This is a genomic window from Pseudomonas sp. X10, from assembly GCF_054889225.1.
On record NZ_CM142677.1, the window covers coordinates 4,093,100 to 4,108,755 of the forward strand.

General features: G+C 63.7%; 13 protein-coding genes and 3 pseudogenes. 6 read left to right on the forward strand and 10 right to left on the reverse strand.

What is annotated here, in order from left to right; all coding sequences use genetic code 11:
* Positions 1 to 23: 23 nt before the first annotated feature.
* Both ACYU03_RS18555 and ACYU03_RS18560 read left to right on the forward strand, forming a co-directional pair.
* On the forward strand, positions 24 to 2,171 hold the full coding sequence (locus ACYU03_RS18555; RefSeq protein WP_461891497.1) for a type I secretion system permease/ATPase: 2,148 nt from the start codon (positions 24 to 26) through the stop codon (positions 2,169 to 2,171).
* 9 nt (positions 2,172 to 2,180) lie between these two features.
* A complete protein-coding gene (locus ACYU03_RS18560; RefSeq protein WP_461886090.1) occupies positions 2,181 to 3,536 on the forward strand; it encodes an HlyD family type I secretion periplasmic adaptor subunit in 1,356 nt (451 codons plus the stop codon).
* A 61-nt stretch (positions 3,537 to 3,597) separates the two neighbouring features.
* Here ACYU03_RS18560 and ACYU03_RS18565 read toward each other — a convergent pair whose 3' ends face one another.
* From ACYU03_RS18565 to ACYU03_RS18580, 4 genes and pseudogenes are all read right to left on the reverse strand, one after another.
* Positions 3,598 to 4,206, reverse strand: coding sequence for a tRNA-uridine aminocarboxypropyltransferase (locus tag ACYU03_RS18565; protein WP_461886091.1), 609 nt, complete (start codon positions 4,204 to 4,206; stop codon positions 3,598 to 3,600).
* A 76-nt stretch (positions 4,207 to 4,282) separates the two neighbouring features.
* Positions 4,283 to 5,257, reverse strand: a pseudogene (locus ACYU03_RS18570) (methyl-accepting chemotaxis protein); the annotation flags it as partial.
* A 309-nt stretch (positions 5,258 to 5,566) separates the two neighbouring features.
* Positions 5,567 to 5,857: pseudogene (locus ACYU03_RS18575) on the reverse strand (PAS domain-containing protein); the annotation flags it as partial.
* A gap of 128 nt (positions 5,858 to 5,985) precedes the next feature.
* Positions 5,986 to 6,879, reverse strand: a complete 894-nt coding sequence (locus ACYU03_RS18580) for a LysR family transcriptional regulator (protein ID WP_461886092.1) — start codon at positions 6,877 to 6,879, stop codon at positions 5,986 to 5,988.
* Positions 6,880 to 7,100: 221 nt separating this feature from the next.
* Here ACYU03_RS18580 and speB point away from each other — a divergent pair, with 221 nt between their 5' ends.
* Together speB and ACYU03_RS18590 are read left to right on the forward strand one after the other, a co-directional pair.
* Entirely contained in the window at positions 7,101 to 8,051 is a 951-nt protein-coding gene (gene speB / locus ACYU03_RS18585) for an agmatinase (protein ID WP_461886093.1), read from the forward strand.
* A gap of 142 nt (positions 8,052 to 8,193) precedes the next feature.
* Complete coding sequence (locus tag ACYU03_RS18590) at positions 8,194 to 9,573, forward strand: sodium:solute symporter family protein (RefSeq protein WP_461886094.1); 1,380 nt, start codon at positions 8,194 to 8,196, stop codon at positions 9,571 to 9,573.
* Between the two features lie 107 nt (positions 9,574 to 9,680).
* Here the strand turns inward: ACYU03_RS18590 and ACYU03_RS18595 are convergent, their stop codons facing one another.
* Positions 9,681 to 9,806, reverse strand: coding sequence for a PA1414 family protein (locus ACYU03_RS18595; protein ID WP_461886095.1), 126 nt, complete (start codon positions 9,804 to 9,806; stop codon positions 9,681 to 9,683).
* Positions 9,807 to 9,930: 124 nt separating this feature from the next.
* Complete coding sequence (ptrR, locus tag ACYU03_RS18600; protein WP_461886096.1) at positions 9,931 to 10,824, reverse strand: putrescine utilization regulator PtrR; 894 nt, start codon at positions 10,822 to 10,824, stop codon at positions 9,931 to 9,933.
* A 105-nt stretch (positions 10,825 to 10,929) separates the two neighbouring features.
* Here ptrR and ACYU03_RS18605 point away from each other — a divergent pair, with 105 nt between their 5' ends.
* Positions 10,930 to 12,108, forward strand: coding sequence for an MFS transporter (locus ACYU03_RS18605; protein ID WP_461886097.1), 1,179 nt, complete (start codon positions 10,930 to 10,932; stop codon positions 12,106 to 12,108).
* Here the strand turns inward: ACYU03_RS18605 and ACYU03_RS18610 are convergent.
* The 3 genes and pseudogenes from ACYU03_RS18610 to ACYU03_RS18620 form a co-directional block, all read right to left on the reverse strand.
* Positions 12,105 to 13,031, reverse strand: a complete 927-nt coding sequence (locus ACYU03_RS18610; RefSeq protein ID WP_461886098.1) for a DMT family transporter — start codon at positions 13,029 to 13,031, stop codon at positions 12,105 to 12,107. The genes ACYU03_RS18605 and ACYU03_RS18610 overlap by 4 nt on opposite strands.
* 108 nt (positions 13,032 to 13,139) lie before the next feature.
* Positions 13,140 to 13,535: a transcriptional regulator gene (locus ACYU03_RS18615; protein ID WP_461891498.1), complete on the reverse strand. Its 396-nt coding sequence runs from the start codon at positions 13,533 to 13,535 to the stop codon at positions 13,140 to 13,142.
* A 77-nt stretch (positions 13,536 to 13,612) separates the two neighbouring features.
* Positions 13,613 to 13,747, reverse strand: a pseudogene (locus ACYU03_RS18620) (BrnA antitoxin family protein); the annotation flags it as partial.
* A 146-nt stretch (positions 13,748 to 13,893) separates the two neighbouring features.
* Between ACYU03_RS18620 and ACYU03_RS18625 the strand changes: the two are divergent.
* Positions 13,894 to 14,163: a hypothetical protein gene (locus ACYU03_RS18625; RefSeq protein WP_461886099.1), complete on the forward strand. Its 270-nt coding sequence runs from the start codon at positions 13,894 to 13,896 to the stop codon at positions 14,161 to 14,163.
* 68 nt (positions 14,164 to 14,231) lie between these two features.
* On the opposite strand, the gene ACYU03_RS18630 is transcribed toward ACYU03_RS18625, so the two are convergent.
* Positions 14,232 to 15,551 (reverse strand): DEAD/DEAH box helicase, encoded by a 1,320-nt coding sequence (locus ACYU03_RS18630; protein ID WP_461886100.1) that lies wholly within the window; start codon positions 15,549 to 15,551, stop codon positions 14,232 to 14,234.
* Positions 15,552 to 15,656 lie beyond the last annotated feature (105 nt).

Consider the following 15,656-nt stretch of genomic DNA (forward strand, 5'->3'; position numbering starts at 1 on the left):
AGGAGTAGGCCATTGTGACCAGTATGCAAGCGCCAGGCCCGGCTGCAGAACCGCGCCTGAGTTTCGATGATCCGCTGCTCGATGGCCTGTTGATCCTGTGCAAGCTGCACGGCTGCCCGGTCAGCCGGGCCAGCCTGAGCAGCGGCCTGCCCCTGGCCGAGCAACGCCTGGGCCTGGACCTGCTGCCCCGTGCTGCCGCCCGGGCCGGACTGCAGGCACGGGTGCTGCGCCGCGAACTGGCGGCGATCTCGGCGCTGAACCTGCCGGTACTGCTACTGCTCAATGACGGCCGCACAGCGGTGCTGCGGCGCTGGAGCGAGGACGACCGCGCACTGATCCTGCCCTGCGAGGCCGAGGGCGGCGAACAGTGGGTCAGCCGCCAGGAGCTGCTCGATGCCTACAGCGGCCAGGCCCTGTTCGCCCGCCCCCGGCATTCCCTTGAAGAAGTGCGCAGCCCCCTGTTGCCCAGGGTTCATGCCTGGTTCCGCGACACCTTGAAATTGTCGCGCTGGCTGTACAGCGACGCCCTGCTGGCCAGCCTGTTGATCAACGTGCTGGGGCTGATGGTGCCGCTGTTCGTCATGCAAACCTACGATCGCGTGGTGCCCAACCAAGCCCTGTCGACCCTCTGGGTGCTGGCCATCGGCCTGTTCATCGGCACCACCTTCGAACTGGTCCTGCGTGTGGTCCGCGCTCACCTGCTGGACCAGGCCGGCAAGAAGACCGACTTGATACTGTCCGCCACTCTCTTCGAACGCATCACCGGCATGTCGATGAAGGCCCGCCCGGCCACCATCGGCGGTTTTGCGCAAAGCATTCATGATTTCCAGGGCCTGCGTGAATTCCTCACCGCCGTGACGCTGACCAGCATTATCGACCTGCCCTTCGTGGCGCTGATGCTGATGGTCATCGGCCTGCTCGGTGGCTGGCTGGTAGTGATCCCACTGCTGGCCTTTCCCCTGACCCTGTGCTTCGCCCTGCTCATCCAAGTGCGCCTACGCGACACCGTGCAGAAGAGCCTGAGCCTGGGCGCAGTGCGCCAGGCCCTGCTGATCGAGACCCTCGGCGGCCTGGAAACCCTCAAGACCTGCGGTGCCGAAAGCGAACGCCAGTACCAGTGGGAAAGCACCAACGGCGCCCTCGCCCGCCTCGACGCCCATGCCCGCAACCTGTCGGCCCTGGCCACCAACGGCACCCTGTTCATCCAACAGTTTTGCGGCATGGCGACCATCGTCGCCGGGGTCTACAGCATCATCGCCGGCAACCTCAGTGTTGGCGCCCTGGTCGCCACCTACATGCTCGGCAGCCGGGTCCTGGCCCCGCTCGGGCAGATCGCCGGGCTGGTCACCCGCTACCAGCAGGCGCAACTGACCATGCGCAGCACCGATGCCCTGATGAGCCTGCCCCAGGAGCGCCAGGCCGAACAGCAAACCCTGGAGCACACCCAACTCAAGGGCGGCCTGGAGGTTTGCCATGTCAGCTTCCGCTACGCCGGGCAGAACGCCCTGGCGCTGAACGACATCAACTTCAGCGTCAAACCCGGCGAACGCATCGGCATCATCGGCCGCAGTGGCTCGGGCAAGAGCACCCTGGCGCGGCTGGTGATGGGCTTCTACAACCCGGACGAAGGGCAAATCCTGCTGGACAACCTCGACCTGCGCCAACTGGACATCGCCGACCTGCGCAGCCAACTGGGCTATGTCGCCCATGATCTGCCGCTACTGGCCGGCAGCCTGCGTGACAACCTGACCCTCGGCGCCCGCTACGTCAGTGATGCGCGCATGCTCGAAGTGGCCGAGCTGACCGGCGTCAGCGAACTGGCCCGGCAGCACCCGCAGGGCTTCGACCGCCCGGTGGGCGAGCGTGGCCAACTACTCTCCGGCGGCCAGCGCCAGGCCGTGCTGCTGGCCCGGTCGATGCTGCTGGAGCCCCAGATCATGATCCTCGACGAACCCACCAGCCACATGGACAACAGCAGCGAGGAACAACTGCGCCAGCGCCTGCAGGCCTGGGTGCCAGGCAAGACCCTGCTGCTGGTCACCCACCGTACCTCGATGCTGAGCCTGGTCGACCGCCTGCTGGTGTTGGACAACGGCAAGATCGTCGCCGACGGCCCCAAGGAAGCAGTCATCGATGCCCTGCGCAAAGGCCGCGTCGGCGCGGCCCTCTAGGAGCTCATCATGTCTCTCAGTCCTGGCGTGCGCGGTTACCTCCAGAGTTTCGGCAAGAGCGCCGAACGCGACTACATGCCGGAACTGGCCGGCGCCACGCTACAGGACTCGCCACGCCTGTCACGCCTGACCGTGTGGCTGACCGCCGCGCTGCTGTTGGTGGCCCTGACCTGGGCCAACTTCGCCGTGCTCGATGAAGTGACCATGGGCGAAGGCAAGGCCATTCCATCGAGCAAGGTCCAGGTGGTGCAGAACCTCGAAGGCGGCATCGTCACCGAGATCTTCGTCCGCGAAGGGCAGATGGTGGACAAGGGCGCCACCCTGCTGCGCCTGGACGACACCCGCTTTCGCTCCAACAAGGGCGAAAGCGAGGCCGACCGCTACGCCCTGAGCGCCCAGGTCGAACGCCTGTCGGCAGAGTCCGAAGGCCGGCCCTTCGAAGTCTCCGCCGAGGTGCGCAGCAAGGCACCGCAAGTGGCCGAGGACGAGACCGCCCTGTACCAGTCGCGCAAGCGCCGCCTGACCAGCGAGAAGCAAACCCTCAACGAGCAACTGCGGCAAAAAACCCAGGAACTGGCCGAGTTCCGCTCCAAGCTCGAGCAGTACCGCTCCGCCCTGGGCCTGCTCCAGCAGGAGCTGAACATGTCGACGCCACTGGTAGGTACTGGCGCCATCTCGCCGGTGGAGATCCTGCGCCTCAAGCGCAGCACCGTAGAAGCGCGTGGCCAGCTCAACGCCACCAGCCTGGCCATCCCCCGTGCCGAAGCGGCGGTGGCCGAGATCAAGAGCAAGATCGAGGAGTCCGAAGCGAGCTTCCGTTCGGAGGCGGCCAAGGAGCTCAACGACAAGCGCACGGAGCTGTCGAAGATCACCGCCTCGAGCATCGCCATCGATGACCGGGTCACCCGCACCACGGTGCAGTCGCCGGTACGCGGCATCGTCAAGCTGCTCAAGGTCAACACCATCGGCGGTGTGGTCCAGCCGGGCAGCGACCTGGTGGAGATCGTGCCAATCGAGGACAACCTGCTGATCGAAGCCAAGGTCCGCCCCCAGGACGTGGCCTTCCTGCACCCTGGGCAGACGGCGATGGTCAAGTTCAGCGCCTATGACTACACCATCTATGGCGGCCTCAAGGCCAAGCTGGAGCTGATCAGCGCCGATACCGTCACCGATGACAAAGGCAATGCCTTCTACCTGATCCAGGTGCGCACCGACAAAAACCACTTGGGCGGCGACGACAAGCCGCTGCTGATCATCCCCGGCATGACTGCCACGGTGGACATCATCACCGGACAGAAGAGCGTGCTCGACTACCTGCTCAAGCCCGTGCTCAAAGCCAGGACCGAGGCGATGCGGGAGCGCTGAGCTGCCCATCACAGCCCAGGGCTGGGTGATCGCCTACAGGGATAGCGTTGGCCGCAAGCATTCAGACGCTCGATCCCCCGCCATGATTGCGCTCGAACGTCTCCCGTCCCATGGCGTCGATCTGTCCTTCGATCAGCGCATCGAAAGGCCGCAACAAGGCATCGAAACCGGCCGGTGCTTCCAGCACATTCAGCGCTTGCACCACCGCCTCCAAGGTCGACAGGGCGCCCGGCTCCGGTGCCTTGCGCAGGCGGTAGCGCGATGGTGTCACCTGTCCGAGGGTAACGCGGGGCAACCCCGCCAGCAGCGGGTTCAGGTACAGCATCTTGCGTGCCTTGCGCCAGGTGCCATCAGGGACGACCAGCAAAAGCGGCGGCACATCGTCCGCGCCATAGGCCTCCAGTACCTGCGCCTGCTCCCCAGGAAACAACAACGCCGGACGGTAACCTGGCCTGGCCAGCAATGCCGGCAGGTCTTCGAACACCTCGCCCACGCGCAGCTCGGCATTGTCCAGCCCAAGGGCCGCCAGCCGCGCCGTGTTCAGGGCATGGGTGGTTTCACTGGGGTGCTGCAGCAGCACCACGCGGGTACGGCTGCCGAGGTGGGGAATCAGGGGGCAAAGGCAGTGGCCTTGCGGGCGCTGGCAGCGTTCGCAACGGGGTCTGGACATCGGGTTCTCCTGGCTGGCGCCAGTGTGCCACAGCCTCCCGGAAAAGCCCCACATCCCTGTGGGGAAGACGAACCCCTTAGCGGTTGAAACGCTCCGCCAGGCTGTGCAGGTACTCGGCCATACGTTCGAGATCCTGGCTGATCTCGGCGCCCTGCTTGGCTTGGCCGGCACTCTGGTCGCATAGATGGGCGATGCGGGTGATCTGCTGGTTGATGTCCTCGGCCACATGGCTCTGCTGTTCCGAGGCGGTCGCCATCTGCTGGCTCATGCCCGTGATGCGGCTGACCGCCTGGGCGATGCCGGTCAAGGCCGATTGCACCGCTTCGACACTGTGCACGCTGTCCAGGGAGATCTGCTCGCCCCGGCTGGCCGTGGCCACAGCCCGCTCGGCTCCGGCACGCAACGAGGTGATGATCTGATGGATCTCCTCGGTCGAGCTGCGGGTGCGCTGGGCCAGAGAGCGCACTTCATCGGCGACCACGGCAAAGCCACGCCCCTGCTCGCCCGCCCGCGCTGCCTCGATGGCCGCGTTGAGCGCCAGCAAGTTGGTCTGCTCGGCGATGGAGGTGATCACATCGACCACGCTGCCGATGGACTGGGTCTGCTCGGCCAGGGCGTTGACCGCCTGGCCGATATCGTTGACCGCCTCACTCATGCTACCCATGGCACGCAGGCTCTGCTGCGCCAGGTCACTGCCCTGCTGGGCCAGTTGATTGGCGTCGCCGGCGGCATGGGCAGTGCTCTGCACGTTGTGGGTCACTTCCTGGATGGTCGCCGCCATTTGTGCAATAGCAGTGGCCGACTGGTCGGTTTCACTGCGCTGGCGATCAAGCATCTGGGCCTGGGCATCGGACAGGCCAGCCGACTGCGCAGCCCGCGACTTGACCCCGACGCCAGCGTCCACCAGGCGCGTCAGGGCGGTCTGCAGGCGTGCTTCCTCGCTGAGGATGGCCAGGTCCAACTGGCCCTGCAGGCCGGGGTTGTCACTGTAGGTCAGGGCCACCAGCGGGCTGGTGAAGGCCTTGGGGTGTTCACTGAGGGTGCGCTGGATAGTACGGTTCTGCCGGCTCTCGATCAGGTACCAGGCCGTCAGCAAGCTGGCCATCAACAGCCCTAGCGCCGCGTACTGTGGCAGCCAAAGGTAACCTGCGGCCGACAGCAGGCCGGCCCCGAGCAGCGGCCAGCCGTGCGCCAGGCCATGCCCCAGGCGTGCAGCCCAAGGCACCGCCGCACGCCCGGCGCGCAAGCGCGCATACAGCGCCTCAGCGCGGCGGATCTGATCCCGGGTCGGCACCGAACGCACCGATTCGTAACCGCTGATCCGGCCATTCTCATAGATCGCGGTGACGTATGCGCTGACCCAGTAGTAATCGCCATTCTTGGCACGGTTCTTTATCACCCCCATCCAGGGCTTGCCTTGCTTGATGGTTTCCCACATATGGCCGAATACCGACGGCGGCATATCAGGGTGGCGCACCAGGTTGTGCGTCTGGCCCACAAGCTCGTCGTAGGTGAAGCCGCTGATCGCTACGAATGCATCATTGCAATAGGTAATGCGGCTGTTGAGGTCAGTGGTGGAAATCAACCGCTGGTCGGTCGAAAAGGTTCTTTCGTGGTCGGTGACGGGCAAATTCATGCGCATCTGGGGCATTCCCTGCGTGGAGATGGGGGAAGTTTCATCACGGTAGATTAAAGGTTTAGCAGAGCCTGTTCGCGTCCGTTATTACGTTTTGTAGGAAAAGTTCCCTACATGTCGCAATGCTCTAAAAACGACATCGATCAGCCGACGTTGAGCTGGGCCTTGAGCAGATCCCGGAAGGTCTGGATCAGGGGTTCACGGCTGCGTCCACGGCGGATGATCAGAGAAAATGGCGCCTGATAACCGAAGGTCGCTGGTGACAGGACACGCAGGTCGCCCTTGTCGACCCAAGCCTGGGCGTAGTGCTCGGGCAGGTAACCGATGTAGGCGCCAGACAGCACCAGGATCAGCTGCGCCTCCATGCTCTCGACGGTCGCCGCACTGTGCTTGAAGCCATGGCGTGCCAGCTCTGCCTGGCTCCAGTAGCCACGGCCAACCATGCGCTGCTGGGTGATCACCTGCTCAGGAATCCTCCGCTCCAGGAATAGCGGATGACGACTGCTGCAGTACAGCCAGTGCTGCTCACGGTACAGCGGCTGATAGACCAGGCCGCTCATGCGTGAGGAGAAGGCGCCGATGGCCAGGTCCAGGCGGTTGTCCTGCACCCCCAGTTGCAGCTCGTAAGGGCTGGAAACCGAAAGGTGCAGGTGCACCGCCGGATGCTCGAGGCTGTAGGCGCCAATGGCCTCTGCCAGGGGCAAGGCCCGGTCGCCGACAGTGGAGTCGATCACCCCGAGGTTGAGGGTGCCACGCAGCTCGCCCTTGAGGGCGGCGGCATACTGTTCGAAGCCATCCATTTCCGCCAGCAGGCGCAGCGTCTCTTGGTGGAACAACTCCCCCTTGCTGGTCAGGCTGAACCCACCTCGGCCACGGTGGCAGAGAACGATGCCCAGTGCCGCCTCCAGCTGGCTCATGTACGTGCTGATGGCCGAGGTCGACAGGTTCAGCTCCCGCTGGGCATTGGCGAAACCCTGGTGTCGCACCACGCTGACGAAAATGCGCAACAGTTTCAGATCGGGCAAGGCAGAGGCCATGGTACAGCGGCTCCGGAAGGCGGCAGATGGCCAGAGTCTACCCGCCCCACTGGCATTAGTTTAGAAAAACCTGAAGTAAGTATTTGCCGGTAGCGATTCTTCTCCAGCACTACCTTTTGCAGACTTGGTCGAAATGTCCCTGTCCGCCGGCAAGATCGTGCGCCTCAAGCGCCCCTGGCACAGGTTCGAACAACGAGAACAATCGACTGATGAGGCCCACCGTGGACAAGATTCTCCACCAACCACTGGGCGGCAACGAAATGCCGCGTTTCGGCGGCATCGCCACCATGCTCCGTCTTCCCCACCTGCAGAGCGCCGAGGGCCTGGACGCGGCCTTCATCGGCGTGCCTCTGGACATCGGCACCTCGCTGCGCTCCGGCACCCGCTTCGGCCCTCGGCAGATCCGCGCCGAATCGGTGATGATCCGCCCGTACAACATGGCCACCGGTGCCGCGCCGTTCGACTCCCTCTCGATAGCCGATATCGGCGACGTGGCGATCAACACCTTCAACCTGCTGGATGCGGTGCGGATCATCGAAGAGGCCTATGACGAGATCCTCGAGCACAACATCATCCCGTTGACCCTGGGTGGCGACCACACCATTACCCTGCCGATCCTGCGCGCCCTGCACAAGAAGCATGGCAAGATCGGCCTGGTACATATCGACGCCCATGCCGACGTCAACGATCATATGTTCGGTGAGAAGATCGCCCACGGCACGACCTTCCGCCGCGCCGTCGAAGAAGGCCTGCTCGATTGCGACCGCGTGGTGCAGATCGGCCTGCGAGCGCAGGGCTATACCGCCGATGACTTCAACTGGAGCCGCCGCCAAGGCTTCCGCGTGGTCCAGGCCGAGGAATGCTGGCACAAGTCGCTGGAACCGCTGATGGCCGAAGTGCGTGAAAAGGTAGGCGGTGGCCCGGTGTACCTGTCCTTCGACATCGACGGTATCGATCCGGCCTGGGCACCAGGCACCGGCACCCCGGAAATCGGCGGCCTGACCACTATCCAGGCCATGGAAATCATCCGTGGCTGCCACGGCCTTGACCTGATCGGCTGCGACCTGGTCGAAGTCTCGCCCCCCTATGACACCACCGGCAACACCTCGCTGCTGGGCGCCAACCTGCTGTTCGAGATGCTCTGCGTGCTCCCGGGCGTAGTGCGCCGCTGATCCACAGCGGCAAGGAGCGGTACCAAGGCAGGAGCCACCTTGGCAGGGTCGCGGTGACGACCCGCCAGACCTACGAGACCGACGGGCGGGTGCACCTGTCCGAACGGTCGATCTCGCATAATAAAGATAATCGGAGACACCCATGGCCTTGGACATATTCGTTGTACTGATCTATGCCGTCGGCATGCTCGGCCTTGGCTGGTATGGCATGCGTCGGGCGAAAACCCACGAAGACTACCTGGTAGCCGGACGCAACCTCGGCCCGACCCTGTACATGGGCACCATGGCCACTACCGTGCTGGGCGGCGCGTCCACTGTCGGTACGGTGCGCTTGGGCTATGTCTACGGGATTTCCGGCTTCTGGCTGTGCGCCGCGCTAGGCCTGGGCATCATCGCCCTCAATCTGTTCCTCGCCAAACCCCTGCTGCGCCTGCGCATCTTCACCGTGACCCAGGTGCTGGAGCGCCGCTACAACCCTATGGCGCGCCAGGCCAGCGCGGCAATCATGCTGGCCTACGCGCTGATGATCGGCGTCACCTCGACCCTGGCCATGGGCACCGTACTGCAGGTGCTGCTCGACCTGCCGTTCTGGCTGGCACTGGTGCTTGGCGGCGGCGTGGTGGTGATCTACTCGACCATCGGCGGCATGTGGTCGCTGACCCTGACCGATATCGTCCAGTTCGTGATCAAGACCGTAGGCCTGATGTTCATCCTGCTGCCGGTGTGCCTGTACAAGGTCGGCGGCTGGGACCAACTGGTGGCCAAGCTGCCGGAGGCCAGTTTCAACTGGACCACCATCGGCTGGGACACCATCATCACCTACTTCCTGATCTACTTCTTCGGCATCCTCATCGGCCAGGACATTTGGCAGCGGGTGTTCACCGCCCGTGACGAGAAAGTGGCCCAGCGTGCCGGCACCACCGCAGGTATCTATTGCGTGCTGTACGGTCTGGCCTGCGCCCTGATCGGCATGGCCGCCCATGTGCTGATGCCGGACCTGGCCAACCCGAACAACGCCTTCGCAGCGATGATCAAGACCACCCTGCCTGACGGTATCCGTGGCCTGCTGATGGCCGCTGCCCTTGCCGCGATGATGTCGACGGCGAGCGCCGGCTTGCTGGCGGCCTCTACCACCTTGACCGAGGACCTGCTGCCCAAGTTGCGTGGCGGCAAGCAGTCGAGCCTGGGCATCAACCGCCTGTTCACCCTGCTCACCGGCCTGGTAGTGCTGGGCATCGCCCTGGCGGTGAATGACGTGATCAGCGCCTTGACCCTGGCCTACAACCTGCTAGTCGGCGGCATGCTGATCCCGCTGATCGGAGCGATCTTCTGGAAACGCGCCAGCACCGCAGGCGCCATCACCAGCATGACCCTGGGCTTCCTCACTGTGCTGGTCTTCATGATCAAGGACGGGCTGGAAGCCAATACGCCGATCTACTACAGCCTGGCCGTCGGCCTGGTGAGCTTCGTACTGGTCAGCCTGCTGTCCCGGCGCCCGGTAAGCGCCGTAAACCTGGCCTGATCCGCACGCAAAAAAGCCGCCGCACCGGTAACGGTGTAGGCGGCCTTTTTGTGCATAGGGTTCTGTTGCCGCTTCATTCACAACCGCGAATGAGACGTCGACAGATCCTAGCGGCGGGGTTGGCGTTTGCGTTGTTCTTCGTCGGTGGGGATCGGCACCGGCTGCAGCGGTGGCGGGATCAGCCCCAGGGCGACAGCCAGATCATGGAGCCAGTTGTACATTTGCTTTCTCATAGTGCCCCCTTGACGGGTCAGCCTCACGGTAGATCAATCCTGCGATGCTTCATACAGATCATAGACCGATGTCCTGTATTACGCATGCCACTATTCCTATAGATGGGGGTAAGTTTGCCTTGGATCAAGCGGAGGCGGCGACTTCCGACGGTTGGATAACTGTTTCGCCTTGTTGCAAGTCGATCCAGGCCTGCAAATTCGCTCCACACATGCCCTGGCGCCACATCAGCCAGGTCTGCGCCTGGTCGAACGGCGCCTGCAGTCGGTGGGCCATCACCCGCTCACGGCCGGGCAGGCTGTCCAGCATCGATTGTGCCATCAACGCCACCCCAGCCCCGGCAATCACGCAGGCAAGCATGCTCGGATAAGACTCGATCTCCATCACCCGCCCCATGGGGGTATGGTCATGGGCGTACCAGGCCTCCAGGCGCATGCGGTAGGAGCATCCCTGGCGGAAGGTGAACACCGCACGCCCGGCCACATCCCGGGCGCTGCGCACAGGCGGGTGCTCGGGACTGGTGATGAGCACCAGGGTTTCATCGCACAGTGGCACTCCATCGAGCCCTGCCAGGCTCGGCGGGCCATCCACCAAGGCTGCGTCCAAGCGATGGCTGAGCAAGCCTTCGAGCAATTCGCCGCTGGGCGCGGACTGGACCTGTAGGTTCACCGCCGGATAAGCCTGGTGATAGCGCGCCAGCAAGGCCGGCAGCTGGATAGCCGCAGTGCTGTACATGGTGCCCAGGGCGAAATCACCTGCCGGCTGTCCTCCCTGCACCGCCACGATGGCCTCATCGCGCAGAGCCGACAAGCGCCCTGCGTAATCCAGCAGCACCTTGCCTGCCGGTGATAGTTGCAGGCGCTGGCGTTCCCGCAGGAACAACTCGACACCCAATTGCTCCTCGAGCTGGCGTAGGCGTGTCGACAGGTTCGATGGCACCCGGTGCAAGCGCTCGGCAGCGCGGGTCACCGAGCCCTCCTCGGCCACGGCCTGGAAGATGCGTAGTTGGCTGAAGTCCATTGCATTCTCCAAAACAGAACAACTTAATCATCATTATTCAATTTTTCTGAAAGTCAATGCGCCCTACCCTGTCACTCATCGAACTCAACACCTAGGTCGTCTGTTATGTCACCGCTCATACAACTATTGGCCAGCGCCGTGGCTCTGATGATGGCCATGGGTATCGGCCGCTTCGCCCTGACCCCGCAACTGCCGCAGTTGATCGCCGAAGGCCAGTTCGACCTGACGGCTGCCGGGCTGGTCGCTGCAGCGAACTACCTGGGTTACTTCCTCGGTGCCGTGGATGCCATGTTCGCCCGCCGGCCGGCGCAAGTGCGCCTGCGCCTGCATACCGGCCTCTGGCTTTGCGTGCTGCTGACTTTGCTCTCTTGGGCGGCGCATGGCTTCTGGAGTCACTTGCTGTTGCGCTTCGGCACGGGGATCGCCAGTGCCTGGGTACTGGTGATGATCACCAGCCTTACCCAGCAACTGGCGACGGCGCACAACCGTCCGCGCCTCGGCGCCCTGGTGTTTGCCGGCCCCGGCGTGGGGATCGCCCTGACGGGCTTGCTGGCTCTGGCTGCGCACCTGCTGGGCCTGGACTCGGCGACACTTTGGTTGGTCTATGCCGCCAGTGCCTTGCTGATGCTGCTGGCCGCGCTGCCCTGGCTGCCCCGTCCGCAGGCCCAGGCAGCCCCTGTCAGCCCAGCCGCCACCCTGCGCTCGCCCCACCACACCGGCATCGGCCGCTTGGGCCTGGTCTACGCCCTGTATGGGATCGGCTACATCCTGCCGGCCACCTTCCTATCGCAGATGGCCAGCCAGCGCTTTCACGGCCAGTGGCAAGCCGACCTGTTCTGGCCGGCCTTCGGCCTGGCGGCAGCGCTAGGTGTGGTGCTGGTCGGCCTGCGCCGTCCGGGCCGCACGACACCCTGGCTGATCGCCACCCTCTGGCTGCAGGCTGCCGGCGTACTCGCCTGCCTGCTGGGCAACGGTATTGGCCTGGCCTTGGGTGTGGTGCTGTGTGGCACACCATTCCTGGCCTGCATGCAATTGGTGATGCAGCGCTCGCGGGAACTGGCCCCTCACACGGCCCAGCGCAACGCAGGACTGCTGACCGCCTGCTTCGCCCTCGGCCAACTCAGCGGGCCGCTGCTGGCGGCCCTGAGCAACCATTTCAGCGGCAGCCTGCAGCCCGCACTGGTGCTCGCCGCCAGCGGCCTTGGCCTGGCCGGCGTGCTGATGTTGTTGGCCAAAGACAGCGCAAGAGCCAGGTGTCCGTCCCGGGGAAACGCCATCGTCTAGCCCAACACCTTGCGCAATTGCCCGCGCACCCAAGGCTCTGCGCTGACCAGGACCACCCCGAGCAGAACCATGATGGCGCCCAGCACGAAGTTCAAGCTCAAGGGTTCACCCAGCAGCAACACGCCGAAGGTGACGCCGAACAGCGGCGTGATGAAGGAGAACACCGCCAGGTTCGACGCCAGGTATTTGCGCAACAACCAGAACCAGGTCAGGTAGCTGAAGAAAGACACCACCAGCCCCTGGAACAGCACGCTGCCCACGGCCAATGTGGTCAGCGAGACCATGCCGATCTGGCCGCTGACCAGGGCCATCAACAGCAGGCCGACGAAACCGACCAACAATTGGTAGAACAGGGTCAGGGTCGCCGGTGCCTCCGACAACCGCGAGCCACGCACGACCACTGTGGTCGCGCCCCAGGCCAGTCCGGCCAACACGCCGAAGGCATCGCCGAGCAACATGCGGCTATCCAGGTGCTCCAGTGACAGGCCCCCGGCGAAGGCCGTAGCTATCCCGGCAAAGGCCAGCAGGATGCCTAGCCATTGCAGCAATCGAAGACGCTCGCTGGGCAGCATGAAGTGCAAGCCCAGCGCCGTGAACACTGGCGCGGTATAGAGGAATACCGACATGTGTGCCGCCGAGGTCAGCTTCAGCCCTTCGGCAATGAACAGGAACTCCAGACCGAACAAGGCGCCTGCCAGCAATCCGGCACGCCAGGTGCTGCCGACCTGCTCCCAGCCACCGCGCCAGCAGATCAGCAGGCCCACCAGTACCGCGGCGATCCCGGAACGGAAGGCCGCCTGCATCACCGGAGCGATATCGACAGCGGCCCACTTGATCATGACCTGCTGGCTACCCCAGATCAGGCAAAGCAGCAGCATCACCTGCAGGGCGAAGGTATCGGTATTCTTGCGGGACTGGCTCATAGGCTAGCCCCTTGTGTGGTCGGTGGCATTGAAAGGCTCGGCAGTAAGAATGGATCCAGCGCCGATTATGGGTTTACCAGCGCCGCACTTGCCAGCCTCCAATTGCCCTCAGGCAATCTGCGCCTTTGCCGATACCCGCTCGAAAGTCGCCTCGTCCAGCGCGTCCTCCTGCTCGTCCAGCACCTGGCGTGGGTGCTCGTTGCCCGGGATGCTGCTGTCGATCAGGCTCAACAACCGCGAACCGCGCGCCGTGAGAACGAAGTTTTCGCCGTTGCCGCCATCCTCTTGGGGGCGACTTTCGATGAAGCCACGCTCGAACAGCAGCTTTTCATACTCGCAAGCACGAGTCTTGAGGACATCCAGGTCCCCAATCGGCTCGCCTTGCGCGGCCTGTGCGGCGGCATGCTGCTCGGCATAGGGGCGTGGGGTGAAGCTATGACCGCCGCCGTTCTGCACTTCGTGCAGCAATCGTTCGATCAGGTCCCAGTCGTAGGTGCTCATGATGAGGCGACCTCCTGCTGCGAAGAGATGGGGTACACAGATTGGGACCGGAGCAGACAGGCAAGCGTTCCGACGGATCGTTAGTGATGCCGTTGGTGAGCCTGCATGTACTGGCGTAGCAACTGGTTGATACGCGTCTGATACCCGCCCCCCTGACCCTTGAACCATGCCAGGACATCGGCATTCAGGCGGATTGTCACAGCCTGCTTTTTGGGAAAAGAACTACGGCAAGCAGGAAAACGCTTCAGGCTGGCATGACCAGGCTGAGAGACGTGATGTCACTCAGCATCACGGCGCTTTGTCTGAACTTTCCTTACCCCGATGGCCTCAACCGGATATCTGCCCCTGCGAGGCCAAACCCATGAACAACCTGCACCGTATCACCTTCGTCGCCACCCTCTTCTGCGCCTTGCCCACCTGGGCCTGCACGCTGGAAGAAGCCACGGAAAAACGCGAGGAGCTGGCCAGGCTAGTGACCCAGCTGACCGAACAGGACCCGCAGAAGGCCAAGGAGATCAACGATGAACTGCAAGGCATGAATCTCGATACGGCGAGCAAGGACCTGCCGGACAAGTGCAAACTGATAGACCAGCGGCTACAGGAGCTGAAGGAAGCCGAGAGGAAGACCTAGAAATGCATCGGGGCAAGCGGGCTCCCATGAGACCCTGGGAACCGGCTTGCCCCGTGATAGGCTGACGCTTACTCGGCAGCTGGCGCGCGGCGTTTGAGCGGTGCCATGCCATCGGAACTGGCCAGTGGCGCCTTGGTCTTAGGTCGGGCAACTGGCTTGCGCTTGGCAACGGCCTTCTTGTCACCCTTCTTCTCGACTTTTTTCTTCTTGGTGCCAGCAGCCTTGCCCGACGCCTTGACCTTCTTCGGCCCGTTGTAGGTGCCTTTGACCTCCTTGATCACCCGGCGCTCGAACTGCTGCTTGAGGTAGCGCTCGATGCTCGACATCAGGTTCCAGTCGTTGTGGCAGATCAGCGAGATCGCCAGGCCTTCGCCCCCCGCACGGCCAGTACGGCCGATACGGTGCACGTATTCGTCACCGCTGCGCGGCATGTCGAAGTTGATCACAAGGTCCAGGCCATCGATGTCCAGGCCGCGGGCGGCGACGTCGGTGGCCACCAAGACCTTGGAACCGCCCTGCTTGAAGCGCTCGATGGCCAGTTTGCGGTCCTTCTGGTCCTTTTCGCCGTGCAGCACGAAAGCCTTCACGTCCTTGGCCACCAGGTGGCCATAGATACGGTCGGCCAGTGCCCGGGTGTTGGTGAAGATGATCGCCTTCTGGTAGGTCTCGTTGGCCAGCAGCCACTGAACGATCTGTTCCTTGTGCTGGTCATGGTCGGCAGTGATGATCTGCTGGCGGGTGCCCTCGGCCAGTTGCGAAACGCTGTTGAGCATCAGGTGCTCAGGGTCCTTGAGCACCTTGGCGATCATGTCGCGCAGGCCGGCGCCGCCAGTGGTGGCGGAGAACAGCATGGTCTGCTCGCGGTTGGCGCATTCGCCGCACAGGCGTTCGACATCCTCGGCAAAGCCCATGTCGAGCATGCGGTCGGCTTCGTCCAGCACCACGACCTGCACGTCCTGCAGTTGCAGGTTGCCGGCATTGAGTTGCTCCAGCAGGCGGCCCGGCGTGCCGATCAGCACATCCGGCACCTTGCGCAGCATCGCGGCCTGTTCCTTGAAGTCTTCGCCGCCGGTCACCAAGCCCGCCTTGATGAAGGTGTACTGGGAAAAACGCTGTACTTCCTTGAGGGTCTGCTGCGCCAGCTCACGGGTCGGCAGCAGCACCAAGGCGCGGATCTCCACGCGGCGCTGCTGCAGATCGACCAGGCGGTTGAGCATTGGCAGGACGAAGGCCGCGGTCTTGCCGCTGCCCGTCTGCGCGGTGACGCGCAGGTCACGCCCTTGCAGGGCCAAGGGAATGGCCGCCGCCTGCACCGGGGTCGGCTCGACAAAGTTCAGCTCGACCACGGCTTTGAGCAGGCGTTCGTGCAGGGCGAATTGGGAAAACACGGGTGTTACCTCGGGCAAGTGCGGAAATTCAGTTGCATAGGGTAACGTTTTCCGGCGCCGGAGCCGAATTTCTTTTGGCAACTTCGCGCCATTCCGGGCTCTAAT

What these genes read in the sequence shown, in the direction of transcription:
- ACYU03_RS18555 (WP_461891497.1), top strand. Translation starts at nt 24, where the DNA reads ATGCAAGCGCCAGGCCCGGCTGCAGAACCGCGCCTGAGTTTCGATGAT.
- ACYU03_RS18560 (WP_461886090.1), top strand. Translation starts at nt 2,181, where the DNA reads ATGTCTCTCAGTCCTGGCGTGCGCGGTTACCTCCAGAGTTTCGGCAAG.
- ACYU03_RS18565 (WP_461886091.1), bottom strand. Translation starts at nt 4,206, where the DNA reads ATGTCCAGACCCCGTTGCGAACGCTGCCAGCGCCCGCAAGGCCACTGC.
- ACYU03_RS18580 (WP_461886092.1), bottom strand. Translation starts at nt 6,879, where the DNA reads ATGGCCTCTGCCTTGCCCGATCTGAAACTGTTGCGCATTTTCGTCAGC.
- ACYU03_RS18590 (WP_461886094.1), top strand. Translation starts at nt 8,194, where the DNA reads ATGGCCTTGGACATATTCGTTGTACTGATCTATGCCGTCGGCATGCTC.
- ACYU03_RS18595 (WP_461886095.1), bottom strand. Translation starts at nt 9,806, where the DNA reads ATGAGAAAGCAAATGTACAACTGGCTCCATGATCTGGCTGTCGCCCTG.
- ptrR (WP_461886096.1), bottom strand. Translation starts at nt 10,824, where the DNA reads ATGGACTTCAGCCAACTACGCATCTTCCAGGCCGTGGCCGAGGAGGGC.
- ACYU03_RS18605 (WP_461886097.1), top strand. Translation starts at nt 10,930, where the DNA reads ATGTCACCGCTCATACAACTATTGGCCAGCGCCGTGGCTCTGATGATG.
- ACYU03_RS18610 (WP_461886098.1), bottom strand. Translation starts at nt 13,031, where the DNA reads ATGAGCCAGTCCCGCAAGAATACCGATACCTTCGCCCTGCAGGTGATG.
- ACYU03_RS18625 (WP_461886099.1), top strand. Translation starts at nt 13,894, where the DNA reads ATGAACAACCTGCACCGTATCACCTTCGTCGCCACCCTCTTCTGCGCC.